Consider the following 20375-nt stretch of genomic DNA (forward strand, 5'->3'; position numbering starts at 1 on the left):
TCGTCCCGGAGGCCTTCGCTAACGCCCCCAACGTTCACAACCTCCCAAGGAAGTACACCTAGACCGCAGCAGGCGCGAGGCCGGGCTCCGACGGAGCCCGGCCTCGCTGCCGTCCAGGGGTGCGGAGGCTCAGGAGAATCGAGCCCGCAGCTTCTCGAGCAGCGGCCCGGCCGCCTCGTCGAGGAACCGCTGCTGCGCCTCGTCGCCTACCTGCACGAGGGCGATGTCGGTGAACCCCGCCTCCACGTAGGGCGCGAAGCTCTCCGCGAGCGCGTCCAGGTCGGGCCCGCAGGCGATCGACGACGCCACGTCCTCCGGCCGCACGAACTGCGTCGCGGCCTGGAAGCCCTTCGTCGTCGGCAGGTCGGCGTTCACGTCCCATCCGCCGGCGAACCAGCGGAACTGCTCGTGCGCCCGCTCGACGGCGCGGTCGCGGTCCGGGTCCCAGCTGATCGGGATCTGGCCGATCTTCCGGCTCGCGGGCAGGCCGGAGCGGGCCGCATCCCATCCGCTCACCAGGTCGGCGTCGGGCTCGACCGCCACGAGGTGGTCGGCCAGCGGCGCGAAGCGCTCGACGCTCTTCTCACCCGACACCGCGATCGCGATCGGCACGCCGCCCTCGGGCAGGTCCCAGACCCGCGAGGAGTCGACGCGGAAGTACTGGCCCTCCCAGGTGACGAGGCCGCCGTCGTGCAGGGCGCGGATGATGTGCACCGCCTCCTCGAGCATGTCCTGCCGCACGCCGACCGCGGGCCAGCCCTCGCCCACGGTGTGCTCGTTGAGGTTCTCGCCCGAGCCGAGGCCCAGTGTGAACCGCCCGTCGGCCAGCAGCTGCAGCGTCGCCGCCTTCTGCGCCACGATCGCCGGGTGGTAGCGGATGGTCGGCGCCGTCACGTAGGTCATCAGCTCCATGCGCTCGGTGGCGTGGGCCACCGCGCCGAGCATGGTCCAGGCGTGCGACGCGTGCCCCTGGGACACCAGCCAGGGGGAGTAGTGGTCGCTCGAGACGGCGAAGTCGAAGCCGGTGCGCTCCGCGTCGACGGCGTAGCCGACCAGCTCCTTCGGGCCGCTCTGCTCGGTCATGAGGGTGTAGCCGAAGTTCGTCATGCCCCGCAGGCTAGGAAGCGGATGCGCTCCCTCGGTCGACTCCCAGCGCACGTGCCGCTCGCGGGGCCGCCCCGCGCATCCGGCGTACCGCCGTCGACTTCCGTTCACCTCCCGTTTACCTAGACTGGTGACGCTGTTCACCGTCGGCTCCCACCGACGGCACCCCTGCACGGCGACGAGAGGAACGGTCATCGCCACCCCACGCGCCCGCGCGCTCGTCGCCACGCTCGCCGCAGCAGGCATCCTGCTCAGCGGCTGCGCCGCCAACGAACCCGGCACCGAGCCCGGCTACGACGGCCCGACCGGCCGCTTCAACGCCAGCGGCTCCTCCGCCCAGGAGGCCGCGCAGGCGGCCTGGATCTCCGGCTACCAGGAGACCTACCCCGGCGTCACGATCAACTACTCGCCCGTCGGCTCCGGTGCGGGCCGCGCGAACTTCGTGGAGGGCTGGACCGTCTACGCCGGTTCGGATGCGGCGCTCGACGAGGACGAGGGCCCGCTGGTCAGCTGCACCGACGGCGCGACCGCGCTGAACCTGCCGGTCTACATCTCGCCGATCGCCGTGATCTTCAACGTCGACGGCGTCGACGACCTGCGCCTCGACCCGGCCACCATGGCCGCGGTCTTCAACGGCTCGATCGGGCGCTGGGACGACCCGGCGATCGCCGCCCTGAACCCCGACGCGGCGCTGCCGGACGCCCCGATCACCGTGGTGCACCGCTCCGACGACTCCGGCACCACCGAGAACTTCACCGAGTACCTGCACGACACGGCGCCCGACGTCTGGACCGAGGAGCCGAGCGACACGTACGCGTACCGCTTCGCCGGTGCCGACGGCAACCAGGGCAACAGCGGCGTGGTCGAGGGCGTGCGCAACGGCCGCAACACGATCGGCTACGCCGACGCCTCGCGGGCGGGCGGCCTCTCCTCGGCGCAGATCCTGGTCGAGGGGAGTGGACGGCGTTCAGCGACGAGGCCGCCGCGGCCGCCGTCGCCGCGAGCCCCTTCGCCGAGCGCTCGAACGGCCTCGACCTCGTGATCGAGCTCGACCGCGAGGGCCCGGCGGGGTCCTATCCGCTCGTGCTCGTCTCGTACATGGTGGTCTGCAGCGACTACCGCGACGCCGACGACGCCGCCTTCCTCAAGGACTACGCCGAGTGGGTCGTCAGCGACGCGGGCCAGGCCCGGGCGGCGCAGAGCGCGGGTTCCTCGCCGCTCGCCGAGGCCACCGCCGAGCGCGTCCGCGAGGCCGTGCGATCGATCGGAGCGGACGGATGAGCGCAGCAGTGAACGACCCCGCCGCCGGACTGCGCAGCCGCCGGATCGGCGACGCCGTGTTCGCCGGCATGAGCCGCTGGGCGGGCGCGCTGATCCTGATCGTGCTCGCCGCGGTCGCCATCTTCCTCGTCGCGCAGGCGCTGCCCGCGCTGATCCAGGGCACCGACGAGGGCGAGTCGTTCCTGGCCTACGTGCTGCCGCTCGCGTTCGGCACCGTCTGGGCCGCGGCCCTCGCGCTCGCCATGGCCATCCCGGTGGCCGTCGGCATCGCGCTCTTCATCTCGCACTACGCGCCCCGGCGCCTCGCGGCCGGACTCGGCTACGTCATCGACCTGCTCGCGGCCGTGCCGTCGGTGGTGTTCGGCCTCTGGGGCATCCAGGTGCTGGCACCCGCGACAGTCCCGCTCGCCGACTGGCTCACAGCCAACCTGGGGTGGATCCCGCTGTTCGCGGGGCCCGCATCCGGCACCGGCCGCACCATGCTCACCGTCGCGATCGTGCTGGCCGTCATGATCCTGCCGATCATGACCGCCATGTGCCGCGAGGTCTTCCTGCAGACGCCGCGGCTCAACGAGGAGGCCGCGCTGGCCCTCGGCGCGACCCAGTGGGAGATGATCACGATGTCGGTGCTGCCCTACGGCCGCCCGGGCATCGTCTCGGCGGCGATGCTCGGCCTCGGCCGCGCGCTCGGCGAGACGATGGCGGTGGCGATGGTGCTCTCGCCCGCCACCGTCATCTCGTTCGCGCTCGTCACGACGCAGAACCCGGCCACCATCGCGAGCAACATCGCGCTCAACTTCCCCGAGGCGCACGGCCTGGGCGTCAACACGCTCATCGCCACCGGCCTCGTGCTCTTCGTCATCACGCTGGCCGTCAACGCGCTGGCCCGCTGGTACGTGAACCGCCGGACGGTGAGCGCGTGAGCGCCGTGACGCAGCGGGCGAACCCGCTGACCGCCGGCCGTCTGCCCCGCTGGTCGAACCTCGCGGTGCTCGCCGCCTCGGCCGCCGTGTTCGGCGTCGCCCTGGGGCTGACCGCCGCCGCGAGCGGGGCCGCGTTCCCCGTGCCGGCCTTCGTCATCGCCACGGTGCTCGGCTACCTCGTGCTGCTGGTGCTGCTCTCGCGCGTCGTCGAGGGCCCGCGCAAGGCCAAGGACCGGCTCATGCGCAACCTCGTGGTCGCGGCGTTCCTGCTCGCGCTCACCCCGCTGATCTCGCTCATCGTCACGGTGGTCGGCCGCGGCGCCGCGCGCTTCGACATCGCGTTCTTCACCGAGTCGATGCGCAACGTCACCGGCGAGGGCGGCGGCGTGCTGCACGCGGTCGTCGGCACGCTCGAGATCACGGCCGCGGCCACCCTCATCTCGGTGCCGATCGGCCTGCTCACCGCGATCTACCTCGTGGAGTACGGGCGCGGCTGGCTGGCGCGTGCGATCACCTTCTTCGTCGACGTCATGACGGGCATCCCGTCGATCGTCGCCGGCCTGTTCGCCTTCTCGCTGTTCCTGCTGCTGTTCGGCCCCGGCTCGCGCATGGGCCTCTCGGGCGCGGTGGCGCTGAGCATCCTCATGATCCCGGTCGTGGTGCGCTCGAGCGAGGAGATGCTCAAGCTCGTGCCGCGCGACCTGCGCGAGGCCAGCTACGCCCTCGGCGTGCCGAAGTGGCGCACGATCCTCAAGGTCGTCATCCCCACCGCCATCGCCGGCATCTCGACCGGCGTCATGCTCGCGATCGCCCGCGTCATCGGCGAGACGGCGCCGCTGCTCATCACCGCCGGCTTCACGCAGAGCATGAACTACGACCTCACCGACGGCGACATGATGAGCCTGCCGGTGTTCGTCTACAACTCGTACATCAGCCAGGGCGTCGACGCGCAGGCGTACATCGACCGCGCGTGGGCGGGAGCGCTCACCCTCATCCTCATCGTCATGCTGCTCAACCTGCTCGCGCGCCTCGTCGCGAAGATCTTCGCGCCCAAGCTCGGGCGCTAAGGAAGGAACCCGTGTCCAAGCGCATCCAGGTCAACGACCTCAACGTCTTCTACAGCCAGTTCAAGGCCGTCGAGGGCGTGAACATGGTCATCGAGCCCCGCAGCGTGACCGCCTTCATCGGTCCGAGCGGATGCGGCAAGTCCACCTTCCTGCGCACCCTCAACCGCATGCACGAGGTCATCCCCGGCGCGCGCGTCGAGGGCGAGGTGCTTGTCGACGGCAACGACCTCTACGGCCCCGGCGTGGACCCGGTGCTCGTGCGCCGCCAGGTGGGCATGGTGTTCCAGCGGCCGAACCCGTTCCCGACCATGTCCATCCGCGACAACGTGCTGGCCGGGGTGAAGCTCAACAACCGGCGCCAGTCGAAGAGCGAGCAGGACGACCTCGTCGAGAAGAGCCTGCGCGGCGCGAACCTCTGGAACGAGGTCAAGGATCGGCTGAACCTGCCCGGCTCCGGCCTCTCCGGCGGCCAGCAGCAGCGCCTCTGCATCGCCCGCGCCATCGCGGTCTCGCCGGACGTGCTGCTCATGGACGAGCCCTGCTCGGCCCTGGACCCCATCTCGACGCTCGCGATCGAGGACCTCATCGAGGAGCTCAAGACCGAGTACACGATCGTGATCGTGACGCACAACATGCAGCAGGCCTCGCGGGTCAGCGAGAAGACCGCCTTCTTCAACATCGCGGGCACCGGGCAGCCGGGCAAGCTCATCGAGTACGCCGACACCGCCAAGATCTTCTCGAACCCCGACGTGCAGGCCACCGAGGACTACGTCTCCGGCCGCTTCGGCTGAGCCCAGCCGTACCCGCCGCCTGAACCCGGCCTGCTCGCGCTGCGGCTGCGTGCGCATCCGCTCGTAGGGTGGTCGGCGTGACATGGCGCGGGGTGCTCCGGAAGGTCGTCGGAGGAGTCGGGTCGCTGACCCCGACGCGCGTGCCCGCGCCCGCCGTCGAGCGGCCGGTGCGCGAGGTGCTCGAGCTCGCCGTGCGCATCGGCGAGGCGATGCTCGCGCTCGGGGCGCCCGCCGCCGAGGTGACCGACGCCATCCGCCGCGTCAGCCGCGTCTACGAGCTGGAGTGCCAGGTCGATCTGACCTTCACGTCGATCATGGTGGCCCACGACGGCACCGAGCGGATGCCCGGCGTCACCGTCATGCGCGTCGTCGCGTCGCCGTCCGCCGACTTCGAGCGCCTCGCCAGGGTCGTCGACCAGGTGGAGCGCATCGTGCGCTCCGGGCCGGTCGTGCCGGCAGCCGAGGCCGCGGTCGACGACGAGGCGCGCGACACCGTACGCGAGAGCCTCGCGGCCGCGCACGCCGAGCTGGACGCCGTGCTGGCCGCGCCGCGCACCTACCGCCGCGGCGTCGTCACGCTGCTGCTGTCGGCCATGGCGGCGTCGGTCGCGCTGCTCCTCGGCGGCGGACCGGTCTCGGTGGTGCTCGCCGCCGCCACGACCGCCCTCATCGACAGCACCTTCCGCGTCCTGGCGGCGCTGCGCCTGCCGGTGTTCTTCCTGCAGCTCACCGGAGCCGCCATCGCCACGACCGTCGCGGTGGTCGTGACCGTGCTCGCGCCGTACCTGCCGCTCGAGGTCTCGGCCCTGCCGCCGGCGCTGGTCGTCGCCTCGGGCATCGTCGTGCTGCTGGCCGGCGGCTCGCTGGTCGGCGCCGCGGACGACGCGATCAACGGCTTCCCGGTCACGGCGAGCGGACGCCTCGTCGAGGTGATGCTGCTGACCATCGGCATCGTGGTCGGCATCGGCGCGGTGCTCGACCTGGCGCGCCGGCTCGGCGTCGGCTTCGTGCTCGACGAGCTGCCCGTCGGCCCCTGGCCCGTGGCCGTGCAGGTGCTCGGCGCGGCCGGAGCCTCGGCGGCCTGGGCGATGGCGTCGTACGCCACGGTGCGCACGGCGCTCCTCGCGGGCGCCACGGGCGCGACGGCGTTCGTCGTGGCCATGCTGCTCGGCGGCACGGGCGTGGCGCCGGCGGCCGCGAGCGCGCTCGGTGCGCTCGCGATCGGGTTCGCGGCCGAGGCGCTCGGCCCGCGGGTGCGCGTGCCCGCCATCGTGCTGACCATCTGCGGCATCGTGCCGCTGCTGCCGGGTCTCGCCATCTACCGCGGCATGCTGGCGCTGGTGAACGGCGACGATCCGACCCAGGGCTTCGAGCTGCTCCTGCAGGCGGGCATCACCGGGCTCGCGCTCGCCGCGGGCGTGACGCTCGGCGAGATCCTCGCGCGGCGCACGGGCGCCTCCGACCGTCGGCTGATCCCCGGGTACATCCGGCGCACGCTGCGCCGCCGCTGAGCGCCGCTCGACGGCAGGCGGTGTTCCCCGCCCGTTCACCATCCGTTCACGCTCGCGGGCACGCGAGGTCACATCCCCTTCGTAGCGTCGCCGACGGGTCAGCACCGGCCCCACCTGCAACCACGCACCCGAAGGAATCTCCGTGAACATCAAGCGCGTCGGCACCCTCGCCGCCCTCGGCCTCACCAGCACCCTCCTCCTGGCCTCCTGCGCCGCGAACGAGACCCCCGACGCGGGCTCGGGCGGCGACAGCAGCCTCTCGGGCACCATCTCGGCGACCGGCGCCTCGTCACAGGAGACCGCGCAGGCCGCGTGGGTCGCCGCGTTCCAGACCGCCAACACCGGCGTCACCGTCGACTACGTCTCGACCGGTTCGGGCCCCGGCCGCGAGAACTTCCTCGCCGGCGCCAGCGACTTCATCGGCTCGGACCGCGCCTTCAACGACGAGGAGATCGCCGCCGGCGGCTTCACCTCCTGCGCCTCGGACGAGATCGTCGAGCTGCCGCTCTACGTCTCGCCGATCGCGATCATCTTCAACCTCGAGGGCGTCGACTCGATCAACCTCGACGCCGCGACGGTCGCCAACATCTTCAACGGCACCATCACCACCTGGAACGACCCGGCCATCGCCGACCAGAACGAGGGCGTCGAGCTGCCCGACACGGCCATCACCCCCGTGCACCGCTCGGACGACTCGGGCACCACCGAGAACTTCACCGAGTACCTGAACGCGGTCGCCCCCGAGGCGTGGACCGCCGAGGCCGACGGCGTGTGGCCGCTCGAGGGCGGCGAGTCGGCCGAGGGCACCTCGGGCCTCGTCGGCGCCGTCGAGGCCGGCCAGGGCACGATCGGCTACGCCGACGCCTCGCGCGCCGGCGACCTCGGCACCGTCGCGGTCAAGGTCGGCGAGGAGTACGTGCCGTACTCCACCGAGGCCGTCGCGGCGTTCCTCGACTCGGCCGAGCGCGTCGAGGGCCGCGGCGAGGGCGACCTCGCGCTCGAGCTCGACCGCACCACCACCGCGGCCGGCGTCTACCCGATCGCGCTCGTGAGCTACCTCATCGGCTGCGTCGACTACGAGGACGCGAACACCGCCGAGCTCGTCTCGTCCTACTTCTCCTACATCGCCAGCGCCGAGGGCCAGGACGAGGGCAATGCCGAGGCCGGCTCCGCCCCGATCTCCGACGACCTGCGCGCCGAGGTCGAGGCCGCGATCGCCCTGATCGGCTGACGATCCCGCCGATCCGCCCGGCGGTTCCCCGCGAACCGCCGGGCGGAGCCGCTCCCGGGCGCCGCTGCGGCGCCCGATGCTCGCCCGATCGAGCTCCACCCCTTCCGCACCACCGGGTCCGCCCGGGAAGGACAACCCCATGACCACCGCGTCCCCCCAACGCGCCGCGCTCCGCGCCGTCCGACGGCCCGGCGACCGCATCTTCTCCGGCACCGCGCTCGGCGCCGGCGTCGTCATCCTGCTGCTGCTGGCCGCCGTCGCCATCTTCCTCATCACCGAGAGCCTCCCGGCCTTCACCGCGGACCCCGACGAGATCGGCATGCTCCGCGGCGCCACGTTCCTCGAGTACGTCGCGCCCCTCGTCTTCGGCACGCTCTGGGCCGCCCTGCTGGCGCTCATCATCGCCGCGCCGCTCGCCGTCGGCATCGCGCTCTTCATCTCGCACTTCGCGCCGCGACGGCTCGCTGCCGTCATCGGCTACGTCGTCGATCTGCTGGCGGCGCTGCCGTCGGTGGTCTACGGCCTCTGGGGTGCCACGACCTTCGCCCCGATCCTGCAGCCGTTCTACGTGTGGCTCAACGAGAACCTCGGGTGGATCCCGCTCTTCGAGGGGCCCGTCTCGGCCACCGGTCGCACCATCGCCACCGCCGCGCTCGTGCTGGCCGTCATGATCCTGCCGATCATGACGGCCATCTGCCGCGAGGTCTTCCTGCAGGCGCCCCGCCTGCACGAGGAGGCCGCGCTCGCGCTCGGCGCCACGCGCTGGGAGATGATCCGCATGGCCGTGCTGCCCTTCGCCCGCGGCGGCATGGTCTCGGCCGCGATGCTCGCCCTCGGCCGCGCGCTCGGCGAGACCATGGCCGTGACCATGGTGCTCTCCGCATCCGGCGTGATCACCTTCGACCTGATCTCGTCGACCAACCCGACGACGATCCCGGCGAACATCGCGCTCTCGTTCCCCGAGGCGTACGGCGAGGGGGTCAACGTACTCATCGCCACGGGCCTCATCCTCTTCATCGTCACCTTCGCCGTGAACGCGATCGCCCGCTACATCGTGAACCGCCGCGCCGCCTTCTCCGGAGCCAACTGATGACCGCCACGACCGCCGCCGCCGCCTCGGCCCGCGTCAACCCGCTCACCACCGGGCAGCTGCCCGCGTGGTCGCCGTGGGCGATCCTGCTCGGATCGTGGGTGCTCGTCGGCGGCGTGTTCGCGCTGATGAACACCGGCGGCGACCCCGCGGACTTCAACATCGCCGCCACCCTGTTCCTCGGCACGGTGCTCTTCGTCGTGCTGCTGACGGTCTTCTCGAGCGTCGCCGAGAACCGGCGCAGGGCCGTGGACCGGCTGGTCACCTCGCTCGTGTCGTCGGCCTTCGTCATCGTGCTCATCCCGCTCGTCTCGTTGCTGTACACGGTCGTCGTCAACGGCCTCGACCGCTTCGACGCCGAGTTCTTCAGCTCCTCGATGCGCAACATCGTGGGCGAGGGCGGCGGCGCCGTGCACGCGATCTGGGGCACGCTGCTCATCACCCTGGGCGCCGCGGTCATCTCGGTGCCGATCGGCCTCATGACCGCGATCTACCTGGTCGAGTACGGTCGCGGCAAGCTCGCGAAGGCGATCACCTTCCTCGTCGACGTCATGACGGGCATCCCGTCGATCGTCGCCGGCCTCTTCGCCGCCGCGGTGTTCGTCATCTTCTTCGGGCCGGGCACCTACATGGGCATCGCCGGCTCCGTGGCGCTGTCGGTGCTCATGATCCCCGTGGTCGTGCGCTCCAGCGAGGAGATGCTGCGGCTCGTGCCGAACGAGCTGCGCGAGGCCAGCTACGCCCTCGGCGTGCCGAAGTGGCTCACGATCATGAAGGTCGTCATGCCCACGTCGATCGCCGGCATCACGACGGGCGTCACGCTCGCCATCTCCCGCGTCATCGGCGAGACCGCGCCGCTCGTGCTCACCGCCGGCATCACCGCGAGCCTCAACACGAACCTCTTCAGCGGTCCGATGACCACGCTGCCCGTGCTGGTCTTCTCGCAGTACCGCAGCCCGGGCATCGACCCGACCGAGGCGCTCGACCGCGCCTGGGCCGGTGCCCTCACCCTCATCCTCATCGTCATGGCGCTCAACCTCGTCGCGCGCCTCGTCGCCAAGATCTTCGCGCCCAAGCTCGGGCGCTGACGGAAAGCACAGGAATCAGCATGTCCAAGCGCATCCAGGTCAACGACCTCAACGTCTTCTACGGCAAGTTCAAGGCCGTCGAGGGCATCTCGATGACCATCGAGCCCCGCTCCGTCACGGCATTCATCGGCCCGAGCGGATGCGGCAAGTCCACCTTCCTGCGCACCCTCAACCGGATGCACGAGGTCATCCCCGGCGCCTACGTCGAGGGCGAGGTGCTCGTCGACGGCGACAACCTGTACGGCGAGGGCGTCGACCCCGTGCTGGTGCGCCGCCAGGTGGGCATGGTCTTCCAGCGCCCGAACCCGTTCCCCACCATGTCGATCCGCGACAACGTGCTGGCGGGCGTGAAGCTCAACAACACCCGCATGGCCAAGAGCGACGCGGATGCGCTGGTCGAGAAGAGCCTCCAGGGCGCGAACCTCTGGAACGAGGTCAAGGACCGCCTGAACCTGCCCGGATCCGGTCTCTCCGGCGGTCAGCAGCAGCGCCTCTGCATCGCCCGCGCGATCGCCGTCTCGCCCGAGGTCATCCTCATGGACGAACCCTGCTCGGCCCTCGACCCCATCTCGACGCTCGCGATCGAGGACCTCATCGAGGACCTCAAGCGCGAGTACACGATCGTGATCGTGACGCACAACATGCAGCAGGCCAGCCGCGTCAGCGACAAGACGGCGTTCTTCAACATCGCCGGCACCGGCAAGCCGGGCAAGCTCATCGAGTACGCCGACACGACCAAGATCTTCTCGAACCCCGACGTGCAGGCCACCGAGGACTACGTCTCCGGCCGCTTCGGCTGATGGGCTGCGGGGGCGCACCGTCGCCCCCGCGGCGGGCTCCGGCCCGCCACACGGGGTCGTCGTGGTGCACGATCCCGGCGCAGGGGAGACCCGCGCCGAAGCGGAGGGGCCCGGCCAGGGGCGCCGGTCCCCTCCGCCGTCCGCGCCGTCCGCGCCCGCGCGCGCCGCGCCCGCGCGCGCCGCGCCGTCCGCGCCGCGCCGTCCGCGCCGCGCCCGTGCGCCCCACGTCGCGCACCCGCCGCACCGGCCGCGTCCGCGTCCGCGCCTCCGCACCCGCGCCTCCGCACCCGCGCGACTCAGCATCGAGGCGACAAGTCAGGCCCTCCCGCGACGCTGAGTTGTCGCTCTGGCACTGACTCGCCGCGCGCCTGCGCCCGCGTCCGCATCCGGGCCCGCGTCCGCATCCGCGCCCGCGCCCGCACTCGCACTCGCGCATCCGCGATCATCGGCGCATCCGTGCGACCCAGCATCGAAGCGACAAGTCAGGCGCTTCCGCGACGCTGAGTTGTCGCTCCGGCACTGACTCGTCGCGCCTTTGCGCCCGCGCCCGCCTCCGCGCCCGCCTCCGCGCCCGCGTCCGCCTCCGCGCCCGCGTCCGCATCCGCGCCCGCGTCCGCGTCCGCGCCTGCGTCTCCGCCTGCGCCCGCCTCCGCGCATCCGCGATCATCGGCGCATCCGCACAACTCAGCATCGAAGCGACAAGTCAGGCGCTTCCGCGACGCTGAGTTGTCGCTCTGGCACTGACTCGTCGCGCCTCCGCGCCCGCGCCTGCGTCTCCGCCTGCGCCCGCACTCGCGCATCCGCGATCATCGGCGCATCCGCACAACTCAGTATCGAAGCGACAAGTCAGGCGCTTCCGCGACGCTGAGTTGTCGCTCCGGCACTGACTCGCCGACGCGAGCCACGCCGAGCGGCCGCGGCGATGGGGCGGATGGCGCATCCGCTCGCCCTCGATGCACGCCGAGCGGTGCGTCTCCGCGGCGGTCGCGCCGAACGGTGCACCTCCATGGCGGTCACGCCGAGCGGTGCGTCTCCACGGCGATCACGCCGGAGCGCGGCGCCGACCGCGCCAGGTGCACGACCACGGCCTCGCCGGTGTGCAGACCGGATGCGGCGCGCAGGTCGCCGCTGAACGCGCCGCCCGTCGACTCCGCGATCTCGCGCAGGATCTCGGGGATCACCGGACCGTGGCTGCAGAGCACCGCGGTCACCGCCCGGTCGAGGCGCTTCTCGACGACGCCGTCGATGTCGGCGACGCCCTCCTCGTAGGCGTCCTGGCTGATCTCCTCGCTGCGCTTGACCTTGAGCCCCGTGCGCTGCGCGAGCGGAGCGATGGTGCTGAGGCAGCGCACGGCCGTGCTGCTGATGAGGCGCTCGGGGCCCCAGGCGGAGACCACCTCGGCCATGCCGCGCGCCTGCTCGAGCCCGCGCGACGCGAGCGTGCGTGCGGCGTCCGTGGCCGCGCTGCCGTGGGGCACCGCCGTGCCGTGCCGCAGCAGCACCAGGGCGAAGGTGCGCAGCGCGCCGCGGCGGATGAGCGACGCGAAGCGGTCGAGGATCTCGCCGTCGTGCCCGTAGGTCAGCTGCGCCTTGGCCTCGACGATCGGCGCCCACGTCATCGACTCGACCTCGTCGTTGGGCACGAAGGGCTTGGCGGCCTGACGGGCGGGCACCTCGGCGGCCCAGTAGTGCACGATCTTCGGGCGGCCTCCCGGCAGCAGGTACTCGCTCACGCCCAGCGGTGCGCCGAGGTGCACGGCGAAGCCGGTCTCCTCGGCGACCTCGCGCACGGCGGTGACGGGCGGGGTCTCGCCCGGGTCGACCTTGCCCTTGGGCAGCGAGACGTCGCCGTGGCGGTGCCGGCTGATCAGCAGCACCTGCACCTCGCCGTCGACCTCGCGCCAGCACACCGCGCCTGCGGCGACCACCCGCGACGCGGCAGGGCCGGGCGTCATCGGGCGTTGCGCTTCCTTCGGGAGATACGGGTCATGACACTATCTTGCAGGTCGACGAGGGCTTCGCCCGCATCCGTCCGGTGCCGGCGCTCCCACGTGCCGTCCGTCGAGAGACGCCACGCGGAGACCGCGTCGCTCATCGCCTCGTCGAACAGCGCGTCGATCTCGCGCAGGTGGGCCGGCTCGGTCAGCTGCACGAGGGCCTCGACGCGGCGGTCGAGGTTGCGGTGCATCATGTCGGCGCTGCCGATGAACGCCGTGTGCTCGCCGCCTCCCGCGAAGCTGAAGATGCGCGAGTGCTCGAGGTAGCGGCCCAGCACCGACCGCACCTGGATGGTCTCGCTGAGTCCGGGCACGCCGGGGCGGATCGCGCAGATGCCCCGCACCCAGATGTCGATGGGCACGCCGGCCTGGCTGGCCCGGTACAGGCCGTCGATGATGGCCTCGTCGACCATCGAGTTGACCTTGAGGCGGATGCGGGCGGGCTTGCCGTCGCGCGCGTTCTGCGCCTCCTTGTCGATGCGCTTGAGCAGCCCCTTGCGCAGGTAGCGCGGTGCCACCAGCAGGCGCTGGAACTTCTTCTCGATCGCGTAGCCGCTGAGCTCGTTGAAGAGGCGGCTGAGGTCGGCGCCCACGGTGTCGTCGGCGGTGAAGAGGCCGAGGTCCTCGTAGATGCGGCTCGTCTTCGGGTTGTAGTTGCCGGTGCCGATGTGGCTGTAGTGCCGCAGTCGGCGGCCCTCCTGGCGCACCACCTGCACGAGCTTGCAGTGCGTCTTCAGGCCGACGAGGCCGTAGACCACGTGCACGCCGGCCTTCTCGAGCTTGCGCGCCCACTCGATGTTGTTCTGCTCGTCGAAGCGCGCCTTGATCTCGACGAGCGCGAGCACCTGCTTGCCGGACTGGGCGGCGGCGATGAGCGCCTCGACGATGGGGCTGTCGCCCGAGGTGCGGTACAGGGTCTGCTTGATCGCCAGCACGTCGGGGTCCGCGGCGGCCTGCTCGAGGAAGGCCTGCACGCTGGTGGCGAAGGACTCGTACGGGTGGTGCACGAGCACGTCGCCGCGTGCGATCGCGCGGAACAGGTCGGGCTTGGCGTTGGGCTCGCCGGGGGTCAGGTCGATCGCGGTCTTCGGCAGGTGCTTCGGGTACTTGAGCTGGGGCCGGTCGAGCTTCTGCAGCTCGAACAGGCCGCGCAAGTCGAGGGGCGCGGGAAGGCGGTAGACCTCCTGCTCGGTGATGCCGAGCTCGCGCACGAGCAGCTCGAGCGTCACCGGGTCCATGTCGTCGGTGATCTCGAGGCGGATGGGCGGGCCGAAGCGGCGGCGCAGCAGCTCCTTCTCGAGGGCCTGGATGAGGTTCTCGCTCTCGTCCTCCTCGATCTCCACGTCCTCGTTGCGGGTGACGCGGAACTCGTGGTGGTCGAGCACCTCCATGCCCGGGAACAGGTCCTCGAGGTGGTTCGAGACCAGATCCTCCAGGGGGATGTAGCGCGTCAGGCCGCTGCCGTCGTCGGGCAGCTGCACGAAGCGCGGCAGCACCGAGGGCACCTTGATGCGGGCGAACTGCACCTTGCCGGTCTGCGGATGGCGCACCCGCACGGCGAGGTTCAGCGAGAGCCCGGAGATGTAGGGGAACGGATGCGCGGGGTCGACCGCGAGCGGCATGAGCACCGGGAAGATCTGCTGCGAGAAGATCTCGTCGATGCGCTGCCGGTCGGCGTCGTTCAGGTCGCTCCACGACTCCACGTGGATGCCCGCATCGTCGAGCGCGGGCTTGACGAGCAGCCTGAAGGCGTTCGCGTGCCGGTCCTGCAGCTCGTGCGCCTTGGCGCTGATGTCGGCGAGCACGTCCAGGGGCGCGCGGCCGACGTTGGTGGGCACCGCGATGCCGGTGGCGATGCGGCGCTTGAGGCCGGCCACGCGCACCATGAAGAACTCGTCGAGGTTGCTCGCGAAGATCGCCAGGAAGTTGGCGCGTTCGAGCAGCGGCAGATCCGGGTCCTCGGCGAGTTCAAGCACGCGCTGGTTGAAGGCGAGCCAGCTCAGCTCGCGGTCGAGGTAGCGATCGGCCGGCAGCGTGCCGTCGTCGACGCTCGAGGACTGGTAGTCGTCATCGTCGATGCCGTCGCTGACGATCTCCGTGCTGACGGTCGGGTCGCTCTCCATCGCCCCATCATGGCACCGGCCTGTGAACGCCGGTTGAACTATGCGGCTCGATGCCCGCTGCCCGCGAGCGCGCTCATGACCGCCCGCACGGCCGGCTCGAGCGCCGACTCCGGCACATGGCCCGCGGTCACCAGCTGCGCCAGCCCGTGCACCGACGACCAGCTGACGACGGATGCGATGCCGCCGTCCCCGGCATCCGACCCAATGAGCGCCTTGATCGTCGTCGCGAGGATGCGCTCGTTCTCGGCGATGAGCGGACCCATGGCGCCGGTCGGCTGCCCGGGCACGCAGACGGCGGGGTCGAAGATCACCGCGAAGGCGTTCGGGTTCGCGACGGCCCAGCCCGTGTACGCGACGCCGAGTGCGACGGCGCGCTCGACCGCATCCGCTCCCTCCGCGCGCGCCAGCGCAGCCTGCTGCGCCGCGAGCAGCCGGGACATGGCGGCCTCTGCGAGGTGGTGCAGCAGCGCGGAGCGGTCGCCGAAGTGGTGGTAGGGAGCGTTGTGGCTGACCCCGGCGCGCCGTGCGACCTCGCGCAGGCTCAGCGAGGCGTGGCCCTGCTCGGCGAGGAGCTCGAAGGCGGCCTGCTCGAGCGCGGCCACGAGGTCGCCATGGTGATAGCTCGCGTTCGATCTTGACACGAGCAACATTCTAGCTAGGCTCCTCGTATCTGGACACTGTCCAGTTCGTATCGACCGAAGGGGTCAACATGACCGCGCTCGTCATCGACGGCCACCCCGACGAGCACTCGCTCGTCGCCGCGCTCGCCCGCGCCTACGTCGGCGCCCACCCCGACGCTCGGCTGCTCGCCGTGCGCGACCTGCGCTTCGACCCCGTGCTGCGGCACGGCTACCGCCAGCGGATGGAGCTCGAGCCCGACCTCGTCGAGGCCTGGGCGGCGATCCTCGAGGCCGACCGCGTGGTCGTGCTCGCCCCGATCTGGTGGGGTTCCGTGCCCGCCGAGCTGAAGGGCTTCCTCGACCGGCTGCTGCTGCCGCGCCGGGCCTACCGCTACGGCGCGAACGGCCTGCCCGAAGGGCTGCTGCGCGGTCGTCGCGGGCGCATCGTGCTCAGCACGGACTCGCCGTGGTGGTACCTGCTGCTCACCGGCAACCCCGCGGCCAAGCAGCTGCGCAGCCTCGTGCTCGGCTTCTGCGGCATCCGCACCGAACGCGCCGTCATGATCGGCCCCGTGCGCGGATCGACCGATGCGCGGCGCGCGGCATGGATCGAGCGGATGCGACGGACGGCCGAGCGCGACAGCGCCGCGGACGCGCGCCGCGCATCCCGTCCCCGGAACCCCGTCGAGGAGCCGGCGGCGACGCCCTGACCGCGCGCGGGCTCAGCGCGCGGGCTCGTCGTCGTCGTGCACATTGAAGCGGTAGCCGACGTTGCGCACGGTGCCGATGAGCGACTCGAGGTCGCCGAGCTTGGCCCGCAGGCGCCGTACGTGCACGTCGACCGTGCGCGTGCCGCCGAAGTAGTCGTACCCCCAGACCTCGCTGAGCAGCTGCTCGCGCGTGAAGACGCGCGACGGGTGCGTCGCGAAGAAGCGCAGCAGCTCGAACTCCTTGAAGGTGAGATCGAGGGTGCGGCCGTGCACCTTGGCGGAGTAGCTGGCCTCGTCGATGACCACGCCGGAGGCCTGGATCTTCGAGCTCGACTGGTCCTGGGCGGCACGCCCGATGACGAGACGCAACCGCGCGTCGACCTCGGCGGGGCCGGCGCCGTCGAGCACCACGTCGTCCACGCCCCAGTCGGCGTTGACGGCGGTGAGCCCGCCCTCGGTGATGACGAGCACGACCGGCACGTTGACGCCGGTGGTGCTGAGGATCTTGCAGAGCGACTTCGCACTGGCGAGGTCGCGGCGCCCGTCGACCAGCATGACGTCGCTGCTGGGAGCGTTGATCAGCTGCGACGCCTCCGCGGGGATCTGCCGCACGCGGTGGCTCAGGAGTCCGAGCGCGGGAAGGACTTCCTGCTCGACCGTCGCGGTCAAGATGAGAAGCTGCGCCACGTACCCTCCCGGATGCCGCGGTCAGTCTACAAGCAGCGCGACACGCGGTCGGCACCTGTGGTGGAATCGACTCCATGGACGACACCGCCGACGCGCGCCGCAAGCTCTGGGGCAGCGCCGTCCCGGTCTGGGCGGCCACCGCCGTCGCGGCGGTGCTCGTCCTCGCCCTCATCGACGGCCGGGGCGGCCACGCCTGGCTGGCGGTGGTGCTCGGCGGCGCGGTGCTGCTGAGCTTCGCCATCCAGCTGACCATGCCCGGGCCGGGCCTCGTCAACCGGATGCTCGCCGGCGTCGGCGGTGCCGTCGTCGTCCTGGCGCTCGCCTCGGGGACCGGAGACCTCCTCCACGCGCTCTGAGCGCATCCGTCCCGCGTCCGGGCGGGCGTAGACTCGACCCATGGATTCGCTGCTGGCCCTGGAGCTCTTCTTCGTCGGCTTGCTGGTCATCGCCAGCCTGGCCATCGCGTTCGTCTCGGGGGTCGTGCTGCTGCGCCTCTTCAAGGGTCAGCGCTGAGCGCCCGGTGAGCCTCGATCTCAACACCGGCCTGCCGCCCGAGCTCGGCCCCATCTCCTGGCTGCACGGGGTCTGGGAGGGCACCGGCGTGCTCGACTACAAGCTCGACGACGACACGGTGCACAGCGCCGAGTTCGGCCAGCGGATCAGCTTCTCGAACGACGGCCCGCCGTACTTCAACTACTCCGCCCAGGCCTGGCTGCTCGACGAGGCGTCCACGCCGCTCGTCGCGGAGACCGGCTACTGGCGGCTCGGCCGCGACCTGCAGGCCTTCGACGCCGGCCCCGGCATGATCCCGCCGTCGGCCAGCACGCCGTACACCGGCGTCGAGTCGGTCGAGGCGCTGCGCAACCGCGATGAGGGCTTCGACCTCGAGGTGGCCATCGTGCATCCGAACGGCGTCAACGAGCTCTACGTCGGTCAGGTCAAGGGCGCCCGCATCGACCTGGCGACGGATGCGGTCGTCCAGTCGGTCAACGCCAAGCCGTACACCGCGGCCACCCGCCTCTACGGCCTCGTCGAGGGCACCTGCTGTGGGCGTGGGACATGGCCGCCTTCGGCAAGGATCTGCGCAACCATGCCTCCGGACGGCTGGCGAAGGTTGGATGAGGCGAGCCCTCTGCCCGGTTCCAGCCCGCTGCTGAGGCTGCCCGGCGCCGTCGCGTCGGAGCAGCATCCCGGCCTGGCCGCCCACTACGGCGAGCCGCTGCCCGAGCAGCGCCGCCTCGAGGCGGGTGCCGCCTTCGTCGAGCTGCCGCGCTCGGTCGTCTCCGTCACCGGACCCGACCGCCTGAGCTGGCTCGACTCCATGACCTCGCAGCGGCTCACCGGCCTCGCCCCCGGCGGCTCGGCCGAGACGCTCGTGCTCGACCAGAACGGGCGCATCGAGCACGCGGCGCGCGTCGTCGACGACGGCGCGACCGCATGGCTCGTAGCCGAGCCGGAGAACGCATCCGGTCTGGCGTCCTGGCTCGACCGGATGCGCTTCATGCTGCGCGTCGAGGTGGCCGAGCACCCGGAGCTCGCCGTGCTCGGCGCGGTCGACGGGTCGGGTCTGCCCGCCTGCGCCCCCGCCGGCGTACCGCTCGTCTGGATCGACCCGTGGCGCGAGGTCGCGGCGGGGGCTGGCAGTACGCGTCCGCCGTCGAGCACCCCGGCGACCACTGGCGCTGGAGCGAGACCATCGTGCCGCGCGAGGCGCTGGCGGCGCTCGCCGAGTCGGTGCGCGCGGGGGAGCGGGCCGTGTCCGGCCTGCTCGCCGCCGAGGCGCTGCGGATCGCCGCCTGGCGCCCGCGGCAGGGAGCCGACACCGACGAGCGCAGCATCCCGCACGAGCTCGACTGGCTGCGCAGCGCCGTGCACCTGACCAAGGGCTGCTACCGCGGCCAGGAGACCGTGGCGAAGGTGCACAACCTCGGCCACCCGCCGCGCCGGCTCGTCATGCTGCACCTCGACGGCTCCGACGGGGTGCTGCCCGCGCCGGGCGCCGAGGTGCTGCTCGGCGAGCAGACCATCGGCGCGATCACCTCGAGCGCGCTGCACCACGAGCTGGGGCCGATCGCGCTCGCCCTCGTGCGCCGCGGCGCGGATGCCGGGGCCGATCTGCTCGTGCGCGCGGAGGGGCTCGAGATCGCCGCGGCCCAGCAGGTGATCGTGCCCCCGGGCGCCGGCGCCACCGCCGACGTGCCCCGGCTGCCGAGGCTCGGCGCGGTGCGCCGGGAACGATGAGGCCAGCGGGCTCCGCGCTCCGGGCCGCGACGTCGCGGCTCTCCGACGGCCTCCCGGCCATCCTGCAGATCGTGCTCGCGGTCGTCGCCTCCTACGCGATCGCGCATCACGCGCTCGGTCACGCCATCCCGCTGCTCGCGGTCACCACCACGATCACGGCGCTGGGACTCAGCCGGGATGCGCGGCCGCGACGGGTCATCGAGACAGCCGGCGGCATCCTCATCGGCATCGTGCTCACCGAGCTCTGGTTGATGCTCATCGGCAAGGGCACATGGCAGATCGCCGTCGTGCTGCTCTCGGTGCTCGCGCTGCTGCGCTTCCTCACGGCCAGCTCGGCCTTCGTGCTCGCGGCCGGCACGCAGTCGATGATCGTGATGCTGCTGCCCGATCCCGAGGGCGGTCCCTTCGTGCGCAGCCTCGATGCCGCGGTCGGCGGGGTCGTCGCGCTGCTCGTCACCGTGCTGCTGCCCCGCGATCCGCGCCGCCTGGCCCGGCACGACGCCGCGCGCCTCTTCGCCTGCTTCACGGGTGCGCTCGGCGCGACGGTCGAGGCGCTGCGCCGCGCCGAGCAGGCCCCTGCCGACCGGGCCCTGGAGCAGCTGCGGGCGAGCCAGCCGCTGATCGACGGATGGACGGCCTCCTCGACTCGGCCGTCGCCATCGCGAGGCTGTCGCCGTTCCACCACCGACGCCGTCCCGAGCTGGCCGAGCAGCAGCGGATGCTGCACCGCATGGACCTCGCCACCCGCAACCTGCGCGTCGTGGTGCGGCGGGTGGACTTCATGGTGGCCGACGGGCGCCCGCGGCCCGAGCTCGCCGGCCTGCTGGCCGACCTCGCCACCGCGGTCCAGGCGCTCGGCGACAGCGTGCCGCGGCCGCAGCACGTCAACGCCGCCCGTTACGGGCTGCTGGGCGTGGCGGGTCGTCTCGATCCGCGGCGGGTGCTGCCGGATGCAGCGCTCGGCGAGGCGATGCTGGTGGTCATGCTGCGCCCGCTGCTGGTCGACCTGCTCGCAGCGACGGGCATGTCGGACGCCGAGGCGCGGGCGTCGCTGCCGCGGCTCTGAGCCGTCTCGTGCGCCGCTCGACAAGTCCGTCGGGCGTCGGGAGGA

General features: G+C 71.9%; 18 protein-coding genes and 3 pseudogenes. 16 read left to right on the forward strand and 5 right to left on the reverse strand.

Annotated elements, in window-relative coordinates; translation table 11 throughout:
• Positions 1 to 129: 129 nt before the first annotated feature.
• Entirely contained in the window at positions 130 to 1107 is a 978-nt protein-coding gene (locus QQK26_RS12730) for a TIGR03557 family F420-dependent LLM class oxidoreductase (RefSeq protein WP_284233336.1), read from the reverse strand.
• Positions 1108 to 1234: 127 nt separating this feature from the next.
• Here QQK26_RS12730 and QQK26_RS12735 point away from each other — a divergent pair, with 127 nt between their 5' ends.
• The 10 genes from QQK26_RS12735 to pstB (QQK26_RS12780) all read left to right on the forward strand — a co-directional run bounded on the left by QQK26_RS12735 (position 1235) and on the right by pstB (QQK26_RS12780) (position 10886).
• On the forward strand, positions 1235 to 2146 hold the full coding sequence (locus QQK26_RS12735; RefSeq protein WP_284233338.1) for a phosphate ABC transporter substrate-binding protein PstS: 912 nt from the start codon (positions 1235 to 1237) through the stop codon (positions 2144 to 2146).
• Complete coding sequence (locus QQK26_RS12740; RefSeq protein WP_284233340.1) at positions 2143 to 2385, forward strand: type 2 periplasmic-binding domain-containing protein; 243 nt, start codon at positions 2143 to 2145, stop codon at positions 2383 to 2385. The genes QQK26_RS12735 and QQK26_RS12740 overlap by 4 nt, the downstream gene beginning before the upstream one ends.
• On the forward strand, positions 2382 to 3308 hold the full coding sequence (pstC, locus tag QQK26_RS12745) for a phosphate ABC transporter permease subunit PstC (protein ID WP_284233342.1): 927 nt from the start codon (positions 2382 to 2384) through the stop codon (positions 3306 to 3308). Before QQK26_RS12740 ends, pstC (QQK26_RS12745) begins: the two co-directional genes overlap by 4 nt.
• Positions 3305 to 4375 carry a phosphate ABC transporter permease PstA gene (gene pstA / locus QQK26_RS12750; protein WP_431308013.1) on the forward strand — a complete coding sequence of 357 codons (1071 nt, stop codon included), beginning with the start codon at positions 3305 to 3307 and terminating at the stop codon, positions 4373 to 4375. Before pstC (QQK26_RS12745) ends, pstA (QQK26_RS12750) begins: the two co-directional genes overlap by 4 nt.
• A gap of 11 nt (positions 4376 to 4386) precedes the next feature.
• Entirely contained in the window at positions 4387 to 5166 is a 780-nt protein-coding gene (gene pstB, locus QQK26_RS12755) for a phosphate ABC transporter ATP-binding protein PstB (RefSeq protein WP_284233345.1), read from the forward strand.
• Between the two features lie 140 nt (positions 5167 to 5306).
• Positions 5307 to 6677 (forward strand): threonine/serine exporter family protein, encoded by a 1371-nt coding sequence (locus tag QQK26_RS12760; RefSeq protein WP_284233347.1) that lies wholly within the window; start codon positions 5307 to 5309, stop codon positions 6675 to 6677.
• A gap of 142 nt (positions 6678 to 6819) precedes the next feature.
• Positions 6820 to 7908, forward strand: a complete 1089-nt coding sequence (locus QQK26_RS12765; RefSeq protein ID WP_284233349.1) for a phosphate ABC transporter substrate-binding protein PstS — start codon at positions 6820 to 6822, stop codon at positions 7906 to 7908.
• Between the two features lie 139 nt (positions 7909 to 8047).
• Entirely contained in the window at positions 8048 to 8998 is a 951-nt protein-coding gene (gene pstC, locus QQK26_RS12770) for a phosphate ABC transporter permease subunit PstC (protein ID WP_284233354.1), read from the forward strand.
• Positions 8998 to 10086, forward strand: coding sequence for a phosphate ABC transporter permease PstA (pstA, locus tag QQK26_RS12775; protein ID WP_284233358.1), 1089 nt, complete (start codon positions 8998 to 9000; stop codon positions 10084 to 10086). The genes pstC (QQK26_RS12770) and pstA (QQK26_RS12775) overlap by 1 nt, the downstream gene beginning before the upstream one ends.
• Positions 10087 to 10106: 20 nt before the next feature.
• A complete protein-coding gene (gene pstB, locus QQK26_RS12780) occupies positions 10107 to 10886 on the forward strand; it encodes a phosphate ABC transporter ATP-binding protein PstB (RefSeq protein WP_284233360.1) in 780 nt (259 codons plus the stop codon).
• Between the two features lie 1013 nt (positions 10887 to 11899).
• Here pstB (QQK26_RS12780) and QQK26_RS12785 read toward each other — a convergent pair.
• Genes QQK26_RS12785 through QQK26_RS12795 form a run of 3 tightly spaced genes read right to left on the reverse strand, consistent with a single transcriptional unit; the run spans position 11900 to position 15647 of the window.
• Positions 11900 to 12841, reverse strand: coding sequence for an NUDIX hydrolase (locus QQK26_RS12785; protein WP_284233363.1), 942 nt, complete (start codon positions 12839 to 12841; stop codon positions 11900 to 11902).
• Entirely contained in the window at positions 12838 to 15006 is a 2169-nt protein-coding gene (locus QQK26_RS12790) for an RNA degradosome polyphosphate kinase (RefSeq protein WP_284233365.1), read from the reverse strand. Before QQK26_RS12790 ends, QQK26_RS12785 begins: the two co-directional genes overlap by 4 nt.
• A 38-nt stretch (positions 15007 to 15044) precedes the next feature.
• The gene (locus tag QQK26_RS12795) at positions 15045 to 15647 is read right to left on the reverse strand and encodes a TetR/AcrR family transcriptional regulator (protein ID WP_284233367.1); all 603 of its coding nucleotides are present in this window, start codon (positions 15645 to 15647) and stop codon (positions 15045 to 15047) included.
• A 68-nt stretch (positions 15648 to 15715) separates the two neighbouring features.
• Here QQK26_RS12795 and QQK26_RS12800 point away from each other — a divergent pair, with 68 nt between their 5' ends.
• Positions 15716 to 16336 (forward strand): NAD(P)H-dependent oxidoreductase, encoded by a 621-nt coding sequence (locus QQK26_RS12800; RefSeq protein ID WP_284233368.1) that lies wholly within the window; start codon positions 15716 to 15718, stop codon positions 16334 to 16336.
• A gap of 12 nt (positions 16337 to 16348) precedes the next feature.
• Here QQK26_RS12800 and QQK26_RS12805 read toward each other — a convergent pair whose 3' ends face one another.
• Positions 16349 to 17023 carry a winged helix-turn-helix domain-containing protein gene (locus QQK26_RS12805; RefSeq protein WP_284233370.1) on the reverse strand — a complete coding sequence of 225 codons (675 nt, stop codon included), beginning with the start codon at positions 17021 to 17023 and terminating at the stop codon, positions 16349 to 16351.
• 74 nt (positions 17024 to 17097) lie between these two features.
• On the opposite strand from QQK26_RS12805, the gene QQK26_RS12810 reads away from it, so the two are divergent.
• The 5 genes and pseudogenes from QQK26_RS12810 (at position 17098) to QQK26_RS12830 (ending at position 20330) form a co-directional block, all read left to right on the forward strand.
• Entirely contained in the window at positions 17098 to 17379 is a 282-nt protein-coding gene (locus QQK26_RS12810) for a hypothetical protein (protein WP_284233372.1), read from the forward strand.
• A gap of 164 nt (positions 17380 to 17543) precedes the next feature.
• A pseudogene (locus QQK26_RS12815) lies at positions 17544 to 18145 on the forward strand (heme-binding beta-barrel domain-containing protein).
• Positions 18114 to 19264, forward strand: a pseudogene (gene ygfZ / locus QQK26_RS12820) (CAF17-like 4Fe-4S cluster assembly/insertion protein YgfZ). Before QQK26_RS12815 ends, ygfZ begins: the two co-directional pseudogenes overlap by 32 nt.
• Positions 19261 to 19659: pseudogene (locus tag QQK26_RS16535) on the forward strand (FUSC family protein); the annotation flags it as partial. The pseudogenes ygfZ and QQK26_RS16535, both read left to right, overlap by 4 nt.
• A 233-nt stretch (positions 19660 to 19892) precedes the next feature.
• A complete protein-coding gene (locus QQK26_RS12830) occupies positions 19893 to 20330 on the forward strand; it encodes a hypothetical protein (RefSeq protein WP_284233378.1) in 438 nt (145 codons plus the stop codon).
• Positions 20331 to 20375 lie beyond the last annotated feature (45 nt).

It is taken from the genome of Arenivirga flava (assembly GCF_030161575.1).
Taxonomy (GTDB): domain Bacteria; phylum Actinomycetota; class Actinomycetes; order Actinomycetales; family Microbacteriaceae; genus Arenivirga; species Arenivirga flava.

Bases quoted from the DNA above. Each gene is read 5' to 3' on its own strand.
- QQK26_RS12730 (WP_284233336.1), bottom strand. From the start codon at position 1,107: ATGACGAACTTCGGCTACACCCTCATGACCGAGCAGAGCGGCCCGAAG.
- pstC (WP_284233342.1), top strand. From the start codon at position 2,382: ATGAGCGCAGCAGTGAACGACCCCGCCGCCGGACTGCGCAGCCGCCGG.
- pstC (WP_284233354.1), top strand. From the start codon at position 8,048: ATGACCACCGCGTCCCCCCAACGCGCCGCGCTCCGCGCCGTCCGACGG.
- pstA (WP_284233358.1), top strand. From the start codon at position 8,998: ATGACCGCCACGACCGCCGCCGCCGCCTCGGCCCGCGTCAACCCGCTC.
- pstB (WP_284233360.1), top strand. From the start codon at position 10,107: ATGTCCAAGCGCATCCAGGTCAACGACCTCAACGTCTTCTACGGCAAG.
- QQK26_RS12785 (WP_284233363.1), bottom strand. From the start codon at position 12,841: ATGACGCCCGGCCCTGCCGCGTCGCGGGTGGTCGCCGCAGGCGCGGTG.
- QQK26_RS12790 (WP_284233365.1), bottom strand. From the start codon at position 15,006: ATGGAGAGCGACCCGACCGTCAGCACGGAGATCGTCAGCGACGGCATC.
- QQK26_RS12800 (WP_284233368.1), top strand. From the start codon at position 15,716: ATGACCGCGCTCGTCATCGACGGCCACCCCGACGAGCACTCGCTCGTC.
- QQK26_RS12810 (WP_284233372.1), top strand. From the start codon at position 17,098: ATGGACGACACCGCCGACGCGCGCCGCAAGCTCTGGGGCAGCGCCGTC.
- QQK26_RS12830 (WP_284233378.1), top strand. From the start codon at position 19,893: ATGGACGGCCTCCTCGACTCGGCCGTCGCCATCGCGAGGCTGTCGCCG.